We start from the raw sequence: 11,988 nt of genomic DNA, 5'->3' as shown, positions 1-11,988 counted from the left end.
CAACGCTCCGCGTTGCCGCCCTCCTCCGCCTTGCGATCGCACGCACCAGACCCCGCTCCCTGATCCGGCCTGATCCAAACGAAAGACCCTAGGCCAGGACCGGGCGGCGTACGCGGAGTCGCGCAGGGAAACGCCGCGCCCCCGCCGGGAGTTCCCGGCGGGGGCGCGGTGACGCGGGCTCAGCGACGTCCGCGTACCGTCCGCTGGCGCACGTATCCGGCGACGACGAGGGCGACCGTCAGTCCGCTCGTCCAGGCCAGCTGGCTGCGGGTGCTCGGCTCGATGGCCATGAGGACGAAGACGGCCGCCATGCCGGCCAGCGCCACCCAGGTCAGATACGGGTAGGCCCACATCCGTACCGCGAGCTTCTCGGGCTCCTCCTGCTCGGTGCGGCGGCGCAGGATCAGCTGGGAGACGGCGGTGAACGCCCAGACGACGAGGATGACCGCGCCGATCATGTTGAGCAGCCACTGGAAGATGTCGTCGGGCCGCCAGTAGCTCAGCAGGACGCAGAGGAAGCCGAAGGCGGACGAGGCGATGACCGAGCGGCGCGGCACTCCGGAGGTGGTGCGGCCGAGCGCGGCGGGTCCCTGGCCTCGGGAGACCAGCGAGCAGGCCATGCGCGAGGAACCGTAAATGTTGGCGTTCATCGCGGACAGCAGCGCGATCAGCACGACCACGTTCATGATCTGACCGGCGCCGGGGATGCCCAGCTGGTCGAGCGCGGCGACGTAGGGACCCTTCTCCACGACCTCCTTGTCGTCCCACGGCACCAGCGTCACGATCACCAGCATCGAGCCGACGTAGAAGACCGCGATCCGCCACATCGCCGTGCGCACGGCCCCGGCGACGCCCCGGACCGGGTCGTCCGACTCGGCGGCGGCGATGGTGACGGTCTCCAGACCGCCGTACGCGAGGACCGAGGCGAGCAGCCCGATGATCAGCCCCTCGGTGCCGTTGGGCAGGAAGCCGCCGTGGCCGATCAGGTGGGAGGTGCCGGGCGCGTCGGTGCCGGGCAGCACACCGGCGATGGCCAGGCCGCCGATGACCAGGAAGAGGACGATCGCGCCGACCTTCAGCGCGGCGAACCAGAACTCGAACTCGCCGAAGTTCTTCACCGCCGCCAGGTTCGCGCCGCAGAACACCGCCATGAACAGCGCCACCCACGCCCACTCGGGCGTACCGGGCAGCCAGCTGGTCATGATGTGGGCGGCGCCGATGCCCTCCAGGCCCACGCCCATGCAGAGCATGAACCAGAACGACCAGCCCGAGGTGAAGCCCGCCCACGGTCCGATCGCGCGTTCGGCGTGCACGGAGAAGGATCCCGACGCCGGATTGGCGGCCGACATCTCGCCGAGCATCCGCATGACCAGCATCACGAGCAGCCCGGAGGCGGTGTAGGCGAGGACGATCGAAGGTCCGGCCGCGGCGATGCCCGCTCCGGAGCCGACGAAGAGCCCGGCGCCGATGACTCCGCCGAGCGCGATCATCGACAAGTGCCGCTGCTTGAGCCCCTTGGCGAGCTGTGGCTCCGGGGCGGGCGGTGACTTGGGAGGGGTGCTTGTCGAGGAAGGCATGCGGGCAAGTTTGGATATCTCGCCCGCATGGCGAGAGCGGTGTCCGATATCCGAACACCGTGACTACTGGTGGTCATTTCGCGAACACGTTCTGCCGGTTCGTGCCGGTGAACGCCGATGTCCGCCGTCACCGAGCGGCTCCGGCGCCGCGCTCCCGTTTGGACCGGCCGGTCGCTGGTTACGCGATGGCCGTCCCGGGGTGCGGTCCGGAACGTGCGGCGAGCGCGCCGTGACACGACTTCGGGACGAACAGGGAGAAATGGGTACGGTCAACGATGGCGGCCCGCCCGACGGACCGCCGCCGTATGCCGTTCATCGAGGAGGGATCAGTTGTCATGGCCGAGTTCCTGACCGACATCAAGACCATTCGCGAGCGGGCCCGTCAGCAGATCGACAAGGGCCCCGTGACGGACGCCTATGGAGCGGACCTGGAACGCGTCCTCGGCGTACTGAACGAGGCTCTCGCCACCGAGATCGTCTGCACGCTGCGCTACAAGCGGCACTACTACACCGCGTCCGGGCTCTATTCGGAGCCGGTGGCCGCCGAGTTCCTGGAGCACGCGCAGGAGGAGCAGCAGCACGCCGACAAGCTGGCGCAGCGGATCGTGCAGCTGGGCGGCGCGCCGGACTTCAACCCCGACACGCTCACCTCCAGGGCGCACGCGGAGTACGACGAGAGCACCGACCTGATCGAGATGATCAAGGAGGACCTGGTGGCCGAGCGCGTCGCCGTGGCCGCCTACACCGAGATCGCCAAGTGGCTGGGCGACGGCGACCCCACCACCCGCCGCGTCTTCGAGGAGCTGCTGGCGCAGGAGGAGGAGCACGCCGACGACCTGCGGGGGCTCCTGGAGCGCATTCCGGGTGACCGCCAGGGCTGAACCGCTGCTGGGGCCGTGTCGCGTACGGGAAGAGGGCCGCGGCCAGCGTCGGCCGCCACGTCGAGGTCGGCCGTAGCTGATCAGCGGCGGCGGGGTAGCCGCGCCGCCGGACCCTGAGGGCGGTGGCGCCCCCAAGGCCGGTGGCGCGGCGCCGTCACCCGCTCTCCAGCCGCAGGTTCACGTCCTTCTCCTGGTCGCCCGACGCCGAGCCTTCCTCGGTGACGGTGAACGCCGCCGTGAGCACGGTGACGATCTGGTCGACCGCGACATAGCCGCCCTGCACGCTCGCGGACACCGGGCCGCTCAGCGACGGAGCACCGCCCGGTCCGCCGCCCGCCGGGCGCGCGGTGTCGAAGACGCCGCTCCACACGGTCGGCCCGCCGTCCGCCGCCGCCCGGGGCGCCGGGCCGTCCGCCCGGTCCGAGGCGAAGGCCGCGCCCAGCAGGGCGAAGACGCTCCCGGCGTCGTCCGCCGTGCCGCTCAGTTCCACCGTCACCTGTGCCGGGGCATCTCCCGTACCGCTCACGGTCGTTCCCTCTCCTCGTGCTTTCCCCCGTGTCGTGGTCGCGCTGTCTCACGTCGTGCCGCCGGACCAGGGACCGGGCCGGGGCCGCTCACCCGGAAGGCTCCTCCGGCTCCGGTTCGTCGGTCGGGGCGCTCGCGTCATGGCCGTCCTGGACGCCTCGCGGGGCGCCTTCGCCGCGCCGTCCGGTGCCGGCCTCGTCGGTGTCGGGGACGTCGTCGGACGCCCCGTCCTCGCCGTCGGCGTTCTCCCTCTTGGTGTTCTCCGCCGGTTCCCAGGGGTCCTGTCCGCTGCCGGCCTGCTGATCCGGCGTATCCCTGGGGACGGGTGTGCTGCCGTCGGCGCCGGGTGACGGCGGTATCTGCTCACTCACGGTGTCTCCTCTCCACTGCCGGTCCGTCCGGGGTTGCGGTGCAGGTACCCGCGAGGGGCGGGACAACTCGTACTGATCACCGTGGACCACCCGCGCCGCATCTGCGACACGGGCAGGGGCGGGCCCGGCGCGACGGTGTGAGACTGCTGGTGCCGCGCGGCTCCGCCGTGGACAGACGCCCGACGCCGAAGCAGTGGACCGCAGGCGGAAGGAGACGACGTGCCGACCCCGGACCCGCCGGGCGGACTCGAAGAGTTCCTCGCGGACCCCGACAACGCCGTACTGGACCTGTCCACCGCGGTCGCCCGGTGCGCGCGGGCCCTGGACGTGCCCCGTGCGGAGGTCTACCTCGCCGACCTCCAGCAGCGCCTGCTGGTCCCGCTGAACGAGCGCAAGGGGGAAGGCGACAGCGCGGGCGAGGGCCGGGACGGCGGTGCGTCGACGGTTCCGGTGGACGGTTCACTGGCCGGCTGGACCTACCGCACCCTCTCCCTGCGCGCGGGGGAGTCCCCGGCCGGCGGCATGACCGCCTGGCTGCCCCTCCTGGACGGCGCCGAACGCCTCGGCGTGCTCGCCGTCCACGCCCCGTACCTGGACGCCGCACTGCTGCGGCGCGGCCGGGCCCTCGCGTCCCTGGTCGCGATGATGATCACCTCGAAGCGCGCGTACAAGGACGACGTCGTCCAGGTCACCCGCGCCGAACCCATGCAGCTCCCCGCCGAGATGCTCCGCGCCTTCCTGCCGCCGCGCACCATCGGCAACAGCCATGTCATCTCGACCGCGGTGCTCGAACCCGCGTACGAGATCGGCGGGGATGCCTTCGACCACTGCCTCACCCGTACGGCCCTGCACGCCACGATCGTCGACGCCATGGGCCACAACCTGCTCTCCGGACTCACCACGGCGGTCGCCCTCGCCGCCTGCCGCAACGGCCGCCGCACCGGAGCCGACCTGCCCGCACTCATGGAGACCGTGGACGCCGCACTCGGCCGATGGCTGCCCGACCAGTTCTGCACGGGCGTCCTCATCCGGCTCGACCTGGCGAGCGGGGCCCTGCGCTGGAGCAACTGCGGACATCCGCCGCCGCTGCTGGTCCGCGACAACCGGCTCATCGAGGGGGCCCTCGAACGCGAACCCGACTCGCCGATGGGTTTCTCCCCGTCCTTCCGCAGCGCGGAACGCCAGGTCCACGAGACGGCACTGGAACCCGGCGACCGCGTGCTCCTCTACACCGACGGCCTGACCGAGGCCCGGCTTCCCGACGGCACCGAATTCGGGCTCGAACGCTTCGCCGACTCGGTGATCAGGGCCTCCACCGCGGGGGAGGTGGCGCCCGAGACGCTGCGCCGGCTCATCCACTCGATCCTGGAGGGGCAGGCCGACCCGCTCCGGGACGACGCGACCATCCTCATGATCGAGTGGCGGCCGCCCGGCCGTTGAAATCCCGCCACATCCGAGCCCGTCCGAGCCGGTCCGTGCCGGGCGAGGCATGGCCCGCACGAACGAGGGGAGCTGAGAACCATGAAGATCCTCATCATTCTCGTCGTCATCGGTGTCGTCGCAGCCTGGTACCTGAAGTCACGGAAGGGTCAGTGAAGCCGCGAGAGAAGAAACCCGCCCGTTGAAAAAGAAATCCGCCCGTTGATGTCGAGAACCCGTGATCGGCTCCGTCCCAGGCATGAACGCGGCCACAATGGGCCGCACCAGCCACAAGGAGACCCGTCATGGCCAAGTACCTGCTGCTCAAGCACTACCGAGGCGCCCCGGCCGCGGTGAACGACGTCCCCATGGACCAGTGGACTCCCGAGGAGGTCACGGCCCACATGCGGTACATGAACGACTTCGCCGACCGGCTGAAGGAGACCGGCGAGTTCGTCGACGGACAGGCCCTCGCCCCCGAGGGCTCCTTCGTCCGGTACGACGGCGAGGGCCGCCCGCCGGTCACCGACGGGCCCTTCGCCGAGACGAAGGACCTCATCGCGGGCTGGATGATCATCGACGTCGACAGCCACGAGCGGGCCGTCGAGCTGGCGGGCGAGCTGTCGGCCGCTCCGGGCGCGGGCGGGAAGCCGATCCACGAGTGGCTGGAACTGCGCCCCTTCCTGGGCGAGGCCCCCACCATCACGGAGTGACCTCCCCCATGGACGAGGCCCTGCTCCGCAGCCTCACCCCCAGTGTGCTCGCCGTCCTCGTCCGCCGCGGAGCCGATTTCGCGGCGGCCGAGGACGCCGTGCAGGACGCGCTGGTCGAGGCGGTGCGCGTCTGGCCGGATGACCCGCCGCGCGACCCGAAGGGCTGGCTGGTCACGGTGGCCTGGCGCCGCTTCCTCGACGGACGGCGGGCGGACAGCGCCCGCCGCCGGCGGGAGGACGTCGTCGAAGAGGAGCCGGGCCCCGGCCCCGCGCCCGCGGTGGACGACACCCTCCAGCTCTACTTCCTGTGCGCCCACCCGTCCCTGACGCCGTCGTCCGCCGTCGCGCTCACGCTGCGCGCCGTCGGCGGACTGACCACCCGCCAGATCGCGCGGGCCTATCTGGTCCCCGAGGCGACCATGGCGCAGCGCATCAGCCGCGCCAAGAAGACCGTGTCCGGCGTGCGCCTGGACCGGCCCGGCGACGTGGCCACCGTGCTGCGCGTCCTCTATCTGGTCTTCAACGAGGGCTACTCCACCGATGCCGACGTCGACCTGACCGCCGAGGCCATCCGGCTCACCCGGCAGCTCGCGGCCGCCGTCGACCATCCGGAGGTGGCGGGCCTGCTCGCGCTCATGCTGCTGCACCACGCCCGGCGCGCGGCGAGGACCGGCCCCGACGGCGTCCTCGTGCCGCTCGCCGAGCAGGACCGCGGCCGCTGGGACACGGCACTGATCGCCGAGGGCATCGGCATCCTGCAGACGGCCCTCGCCCGCGACCGGCTGGGCGAGTTCCAGGCCCAGGCCGCGATCGCCGCGCTCCACGCGGACGCGCCCGAGGCCGCGGAGACCGACTGGCCCCAGATCACCGAGTGGTACGACGAGCTCGTACGCCTCACCGACAGTCCGGTCGTCCGCCTCAACCGCGCGGTGGCCGTCGGTGAGGCCGACGGTGCCCGCGCGGGCCTGGCGGAACTCGCGAAGCTGGACGACACGCTGCCCCGCCACACGGCGGTGGCCGCCTATCTCCACGAGCGTGACGGCGACTTGGAGGCAGCGGCACGGCTCTACGCCGAAGCGGCCCGCCAAGCATCCAACCTCGCCGAGCGCGACCACCTGACACGCCAGGCGGCCCGGCTCAACGCCCGCCGACACCACTGACGGACGGGGCCGGGCACCTGGAGCGCGCGGAACGCCGGTGGATCAGGCGCGGCAACGCAGCATCACCAGCGGCGGGTTGGCCCGGAAGTCCGCCCAGTGGTCCGCGCCGAACTCGCGCACACCGGCCTCCGACACCGTCAGCGGCACCCAGGTCAGCTCGCTGAACCCGGCGGCCGCGAGGCACTTCTCGTAGACCTCGCGGCGCGGCAGGTTGGCGACGAACGAGACCGGCGGGTCGAGCAGCGCCGTGGTCCGCACCTTCGGCCCCGTCTCGCCCTCTTCGCCGGTGAGCACGCTGCGGAACCCGTACTTCTCCGGCGTAGGCCCGTCGAAGCGGAAGTCGGGCGACTGGTTGAGCAGGAACAGCTCGCCACCGGGCTTGAGGCTGCGGTGCACGTTGCGGCACATCCGCTCGGTGGTGGCGATGTCGTCCGCGTAGTTGAGCAGCTGGACGGCCAGGGCGATGTCGAACTGTGCGTCGAAAGCGCGGAGTTCGGCCGCGTCACCCACCTCATAGCTGAGCCCCAACGGCTCGCGCTCCTCCAACGCCCGCGCCACGGCGACCATCTCGCTGGAGATGTCGATCCCGAGCAGTTCGGAGGCGCCGCGCCGCTTGAACTCCCTGCTGTAGAAACCGGTGCCGCAGGCCAGATCGAGGACGGACTTGCCGCGCACGTCGCCGACCATCGCCAGGAACCCCGGCACCACCGAGTACTGCTCGAGCGGCAGGGCCTTGAACCCCTCGTACGCCTCACCGATCTCGTCGTACTGCTGCGTGCTCATCGTGCTGATCTCCCCTGTTGCCCGCTGATGTCCTGGCGCGCAGTCTTCCCGCATCCCGGCGAACGCCCGTACTGGCTGAACCCACAAAGATCCGGCGGCCGTCCCGGTGTCCTGCACGGACGAGGCGACCGGCCTCCGTTGCGTTCCTAGATGCCCTAGACTTAACCTAGGACCCCTAGGAAACGCCTAGAGGGATGAGCTTGAAGGGGGCGGGCGCATGGTGCGGGCCGGGCTGACGGTGGAGCGGGTGACGATCGCCGGCGCCGAGTTGGCGGACGAGGTCGGGTTCGAGCGGGTGACCATGTCGCAGGTGGCGCGGCGGCTCGGCGTGAAGGACGCGAGCCTCTACAGCCACGTACGCAATCTGGTGGATCTGCGCGGAAGGGTCGCGCTGCTCGCGGCGGACGAGAAGACCATCCGCATCGCGGAGGCGACCGTCGGGCTCGCGGGCAAGGACGCGCTGATCGCGTACGCCACCGCCTGGCGGGAGTACGCCCACCAGCACCCCGGCCGCTACGCCGCGACACAGACCCCCATCGACATCGACCCCGAACTGGCCGCAGCCGCACCTGGTCCGCGGCGCGCGGTCGAGCTGACGTACGGCATGCTGCGCGGCTACGGGCTCGCCGAGCCCGATCTGACCGACGCGGTACGCCTGCTGCGCAGCGCCTTCCACGGGTTCGTCGCCCTGGAGGCGGCGGGAAGCTTCGCGCACCGGCGCGCGCCGCAGCAGTCCTGGACCCGCGCCCTCGAAGCCCTGCACACCCTCTTGGAGCACTGGCCCCCGGCCGGAGAAGGAGACCCCGCATGACCACCCCGACCACCGGCAGCCTGCGCGTGCCCGGCGCGACCCTGCACTACGAAGTGCGCGGCAACGGCCCGCTCCTGCTGCTGATCCCCGGCGGCACAGGCGGCGCGGCCGCCTTCGACGGCATCGCCGACGACCTGGCCGCCGAGTACACCGTCGCCACCTACGACCCCCGGGGCATCTCCCGCAGCACGCTGGACGACCCCGAGGCCGCGCAGCGGGTGACCGAGCACGCCGACGACGCGTTCCGGCTGCTCGAACTGCTCTCACCCGGCGAACCCGCCCGCGTCTTCGGCAGCAGCTCGGGCGCGATCGCCGCCCTGCACCTGCTCACCGCCCACCCCGAACGCGTCGCGCGGCTCGTCGCGCACGAGCCGCCGGTGGTGGAGGTCCTGCCGGACGCCGCCGAGCACCGCGCACTCATGAGCCGCGTCGAGGAGACGTTCCGCTCCGAGGGGGTCATGCCGGCGATGGCCGTATTCGCCGCGGGGGCGAAGGCGAAGGAGGCGAAGGCGAAGGAGAAGCGGCCGGGAGGCTCCGTCGAGCCGAAGAGCGAGGTCCGGCTTCCGCCCCGAGCGGCCGCACGCGTCGAGCGGACAAGGGACGACCTGCCGTACTTCGTGGGGCGCATCATGCCGAGCTTCATGGCCCACGCCCCGGATGTGGACCGCCTGGCGGAACTCTCGGACCGGCTCGTGCTCGCGGGCGGAGAGGACTCGCACGGTGAACTGGCCTACCGCCCAGCCGCGTTCCTGAGCGAACGCCTCGGCACGGAACTCGTCCATTTCCCCGGCGGACACATCGGCCTGACGACCCATCCCGACGACTTCGGCGCACTCCTTCGTAAGACGCTGCACGGCTGAGCGGGCGGGCGCCGCCCGGCGGGGTTCACGCGCGGCTCGGCAAGTGCCCTTCGATCGCCAGCGTCAGGACGGAGCCGGGGTCCGCCTCCGCTCCGCGTCGGAAGGCGCGCTCGAAGGCGGCTTCGCCCGCGGCGGCGCGGGCGCGGTGACGGCAGGTCTCGCGTACGTCCCGCAGCTCGGGCATCCCGCGCTGACTGTGGCCCACGGAACGCCAGTACGTCTCGCTGGTCCCCGAGAGCAGCGCGGCCGTCTCGCCCTGGCCGTCGGCGGCGGCCGCCGCGGCGAGCAGGTCCATGCCGAGCGCGACGCCGAAGCTGTCCCCCAGGCTGTGCTTGCCCTCCAGCATCGCGCGCGCGTGCCGTGCGGCCCGGCCGGGGTCGTCCTTGGCGAGCGCGATGAGCGCCAACTGGTAGTCGGTGTACGCCCGGGTCCAGCACTCGTCGCGGTCACTGCACCCGGCCCGCAAGGACACCGCCATCCGCTCCGCCTCGTCCAGCCGCCCGAGCCCGGTCAGGGCGAACACCTGTACAAGATGACAGCGCAGGGCCGACGGTGAGGCGAAGGGCGGCCGGGACACCCGCCCGAGTGCCTCACCGGCCACGGCGAGCGCCTCGTGCGCCTCGCCGGACAGCAGGTGGGTGATGCCCAGCAAGTACGCGGCCGCGAGCTGCCCTTCGACGTTGTCCGAGCGCGCGGCGTCGCGGGCGCAGCGACGGCCGATGCGTGCCGCCTGCTGGTGCTCACCCTGGAGCACGGACGCTACGCCGAGCGCCCACTGCGCCCGGTCCCTGGCCGGACTGTGGGTGCGCGAGAGCCCCAGCGCCCGCCCCAAGTAGGCGTGTGCTTCTCGGAGATGACCGCAACAGCTCCAGAAGAAGCCGACCAGGCCCGCGAGTTCAGCCGCCTGTTCGGGCCTGACGCCCATGAGGTGGTCGAGCGCCGCGCACAGGTCGTGGTGGGCCGCGCCGATCCGCCGGTACCAGCCGACCTGCTCGGGACCGAGCCAGCCGGTGTCGGCCGAGCGCGCCAGCGCGAGGAAGTGCTCGGCGTGCCGGTCCTGTGCCGTCGCGCGCTGCCCGAGTTCGCCCAGCCACATCCAGCCGTACTCGCGCACGCTCTCCAGCAGGCGCAGTCGGCCGTCCGCCGCGCGGCTGACCACGCACTTGGCCGTGAGCCCCGCGAGGGCGACGGCGACGCCGTCGGAGGAGAGTGGACCGCCGGAGCAGACACTGCGCGCGGACTCCTCGTCGAAGGTCGCCCGGAAGACGGACAGGCGTGCCCAGAGGAGCCGTTCCAGCGGTGCGCACAGTTCGTGGCTCCAGCCGATGGCGGCGCGCAAGGAGCGGTGGCGCCGCGGCCACACGTGTGACGACGCCCGCAGTTCCGCCTGCTGGGTGCGCAGGCGGTGGGGGAGTTCGCCCAGGGGGTGGTGCATCAACTGTGCGGAGGCCAGTTCCAGGGCGAGGGGGATGCCGTCGAGGAGCGCGCAGATCTCCTTGGCGTCCTCGTCCTGCCGCGCGTGTCGCATCCGCAGCGCGGGGGCGACGGCCACGGCCCGGTCGATGAACAGGGTGAAGGCGTCGCTGTCGGGCGCCAGCGGGCCGACTTCGAGGGTGACTTCCCCGCGGACGCCGAGTTGCTGCCTGCTGGTGGCGAGGACCGTGAGGTCGGGGCACGCCGTCAGGAGATCGGCGATCAGTTCGCGGCAGGCGGTCAGGAGGTGCTCGCAGGAGTCCAGGACGAGCAGCACCCGCCGGTCCAGGAGCCAGCCGCACAGGGCGTCGAGCGGGAGTCCGGGGGTGTGGTCGGCGAACCCGACGGCCTCCGCGACCGTGCCGATCAGCCGTCGCGCGTCGGGAAGCGCCCCCAGGTCGGCCCAGCGACAGGTGCCCACGGCGGCCGCGGCGGCAGGCGGGAGAGAGCGCAGTGTCTCCGCGGCGAGACGGCTCTTGCCCACGCCTCCCACCCCGGTGAGCGTGGTCAGCCGATGCGAGGTGAGCGTCGAGACGAGCGCCTCGTGCTCGGCCGTGCGTCCCACGTAGAGATCTGTGTGCTCTGGTGCCTGCCCCAACATGCGGACATTCTCCATGAGTTGCGGGCGGCGGTGCGCCGGACAGGATCTCACGAACGTGTGTCTGGCAGGCCGGGGACGCGGCAGACCCGAGGCCACCGCGCCCCTCTCACGCGGCGAGCGCCGCCAGTGCCTCGACGAGCGGCGCGGGGTCTCGGGTGATGGGCCGGTGGGGGCGGGGTGCGTGTGTCGCGATCACGGGCGGTGTCGCGCGGCCTTAGGTTGACGGCGTGACTGAGCGGCGGTTGGCAGGGGAGTGGCGCAGCGGTGCCGCCCACGTGATGGTGGTGGCCGTGCTCTGTGCGGTACCGGTGCTCAAGCTGACCTGGACGCTGGGCAGCGGTTCCGCCGCCCGGGACCTGCTCGACGTGATGGGCCCGTCGAACTGGCTGGACATCGTCACCGACATGTTCCTGTTCGAGCCGCTGCTCGCGACCGCGCTCGCCGTGGTCGCCTCCCGCGCCGTCTACGCCGGTCTCGCGGCCAAGGGCGGTGCCGCGGCACACCTGGACGCCCCGGCGTCCGCGATCGTGGCGGAGGCGGCGATCGTCCCCGCCGCGGTGACGGTGGTCATCGGCGCCTTCAACGGGCTGTGGCGGAGCTGAGTGTCCGTACGGGACTGACGGGGCGTGACGGCGCGGTGCGAAGCCGCCCTCGTCCAGCCGGACACCCGCGCCGCCGAACGCCCTCCTAGCCGGACACCTGCCCCGCCGAACGCTCGCCTAGAGGTTGTCCCGTATGGGGCGTGAGTTATCGGGTGAGGGCCAGGTTGTGTAGCCGGGCGATGCCGAGCATGGCCTGGTGAACGCCGTTGCCC

General features: G+C 72.0%; 12 protein-coding genes. 7 read left to right on the top strand and 5 right to left on the bottom strand.

Translation table 11 applies throughout. The features are described from left to right. Positions 1–179: 179 nt before the first annotated feature. Complete coding sequence (locus ACIO9J_RS44755) at positions 180–1,577, bottom strand: amino acid permease (RefSeq protein ID WP_402012148.1); 1,398 nt, start codon at positions 1,575–1,577, stop codon at positions 180–182. A 335-nt stretch (positions 1,578–1,912) separates the two neighbouring features. On the opposite strand from ACIO9J_RS44755, the gene ACIO9J_RS44750 reads away from it, so the two are divergent. Next, the gene (locus ACIO9J_RS44750) at positions 1,913–2,458 is read left to right on the top strand and encodes a bacterioferritin (RefSeq protein WP_402012145.1); all 546 of its coding nucleotides are present in this window, start codon (positions 1,913–1,915) and stop codon (positions 2,456–2,458) included. 154 nt (positions 2,459–2,612) lie between these two features. On the opposite strand, the gene ACIO9J_RS44745 is transcribed toward ACIO9J_RS44750, so the two are convergent. Both ACIO9J_RS44745 and ACIO9J_RS44740 read right to left on the bottom strand, forming a co-directional pair. Further along, positions 2,613–2,984 carry a hypothetical protein gene (locus ACIO9J_RS44745; RefSeq protein WP_402012142.1) on the bottom strand — a complete coding sequence of 124 codons (372 nt, stop codon included), beginning with the start codon at positions 2,982–2,984 and terminating at the stop codon, positions 2,613–2,615. Positions 2,985–3,072: 88 nt separating this feature from the next. Further along, positions 3,073–3,354: a hypothetical protein gene (locus ACIO9J_RS44740; RefSeq protein ID WP_402012139.1), complete on the bottom strand. Its 282-nt coding sequence runs from the start codon at positions 3,352–3,354 to the stop codon at positions 3,073–3,075. A gap of 219 nt (positions 3,355–3,573) precedes the next feature. Here ACIO9J_RS44740 and ACIO9J_RS44735 point away from each other — a divergent pair, with 219 nt between their 5' ends. The 3 genes from ACIO9J_RS44735 to ACIO9J_RS44725 all read left to right on the top strand — a co-directional run bounded on the left by ACIO9J_RS44735 (position 3,574) and on the right by ACIO9J_RS44725 (position 6,646). After that, entirely contained in the window at positions 3,574–4,794 is a 1,221-nt protein-coding gene (locus ACIO9J_RS44735; protein WP_402012136.1) for a PP2C family protein-serine/threonine phosphatase, read from the top strand. Between the two features lie 284 nt (positions 4,795–5,078). Continuing rightward, positions 5,079–5,486: a YciI family protein gene (locus ACIO9J_RS44730; RefSeq protein WP_402012133.1), complete on the top strand. Its 408-nt coding sequence runs from the start codon at positions 5,079–5,081 to the stop codon at positions 5,484–5,486. 8 nt (positions 5,487–5,494) lie between these two features. After that, positions 5,495–6,646: an RNA polymerase sigma factor gene (locus ACIO9J_RS44725; RefSeq protein WP_402012151.1), complete on the top strand. Its 1,152-nt coding sequence runs from the start codon at positions 5,495–5,497 to the stop codon at positions 6,644–6,646. 42 nt (positions 6,647–6,688) lie between these two features. Here ACIO9J_RS44725 and ACIO9J_RS44720 read toward each other — a convergent pair whose 3' ends face one another. Beyond that, complete coding sequence (locus ACIO9J_RS44720) at positions 6,689–7,429, bottom strand: class I SAM-dependent methyltransferase (protein WP_402012131.1); 741 nt, start codon at positions 7,427–7,429, stop codon at positions 6,689–6,691. A 217-nt stretch (positions 7,430–7,646) separates the two neighbouring features. On the opposite strand from ACIO9J_RS44720, the gene ACIO9J_RS44715 reads away from it, so the two are divergent. Next, entirely contained in the window at positions 7,647–8,240 is a 594-nt protein-coding gene (locus tag ACIO9J_RS44715) for a TetR/AcrR family transcriptional regulator (protein ID WP_402012128.1), read from the top strand. Beyond that, entirely contained in the window at positions 8,237–9,100 is an 864-nt protein-coding gene (locus ACIO9J_RS44710) for an alpha/beta hydrolase (RefSeq protein ID WP_402012125.1), read from the top strand. The genes ACIO9J_RS44715 and ACIO9J_RS44710 overlap by 4 nt, the downstream gene beginning before the upstream one ends. Before the next feature lie 25 nt (positions 9,101–9,125). Here the strand turns inward: ACIO9J_RS44710 and ACIO9J_RS44705 are convergent, their stop codons facing one another. After that, complete coding sequence (locus tag ACIO9J_RS44705) at positions 9,126–11,174, bottom strand: ATP-binding protein (protein WP_402012123.1); 2,049 nt, start codon at positions 11,172–11,174, stop codon at positions 9,126–9,128. 227 nt (positions 11,175–11,401) lie between these two features. Between ACIO9J_RS44705 and ACIO9J_RS44700 the strand changes: the two genes are divergently transcribed. Next, positions 11,402–11,776, top strand: coding sequence for a hypothetical protein (locus tag ACIO9J_RS44700; protein ID WP_402012120.1), 375 nt, complete (start codon positions 11,402–11,404; stop codon positions 11,774–11,776). Positions 11,777–11,988: the final 212 nt, after the last annotated feature.

This window comes from Streptomyces sp. NPDC087300 (assembly GCF_044744425.1).
In the GTDB taxonomy this organism is placed as follows: Bacteria; Actinomycetota; Actinomycetes; order Streptomycetales; family Streptomycetaceae; genus Streptomyces.
Note: the sequence above shows the minus strand (reverse complement) of the source record. Positions and strands in the feature narration are given on the sequence as shown.

Excerpts from the sequence above, each read along its gene's own strand:
- ACIO9J_RS44755 (WP_402012148.1), bottom strand. The coding sequence starts at position 1,577 with ATGCCTTCCTCGACAAGCACCCCTCCCAAGTCACCGCCCGCCCCGGAG.
- ACIO9J_RS44750 (WP_402012145.1), top strand. The coding sequence starts at position 1,913 with ATGGCCGAGTTCCTGACCGACATCAAGACCATTCGCGAGCGGGCCCGT.
- ACIO9J_RS44730 (WP_402012133.1), top strand. The coding sequence starts at position 5,079 with ATGGCCAAGTACCTGCTGCTCAAGCACTACCGAGGCGCCCCGGCCGCG.
- ACIO9J_RS44725 (WP_402012151.1), top strand. The coding sequence starts at position 5,495 with ATGGACGAGGCCCTGCTCCGCAGCCTCACCCCCAGTGTGCTCGCCGTC.
- ACIO9J_RS44720 (WP_402012131.1), bottom strand. The coding sequence starts at position 7,429 with ATGAGCACGCAGCAGTACGACGAGATCGGTGAGGCGTACGAGGGGTTC.
- ACIO9J_RS44715 (WP_402012128.1), top strand. The coding sequence starts at position 7,647 with ATGGTGCGGGCCGGGCTGACGGTGGAGCGGGTGACGATCGCCGGCGCC.
- ACIO9J_RS44710 (WP_402012125.1), top strand. The coding sequence starts at position 8,237 with ATGACCACCCCGACCACCGGCAGCCTGCGCGTGCCCGGCGCGACCCTG.
- ACIO9J_RS44705 (WP_402012123.1), bottom strand. The coding sequence starts at position 11,174 with ATGTTGGGGCAGGCACCAGAGCACACAGATCTCTACGTGGGACGCACG.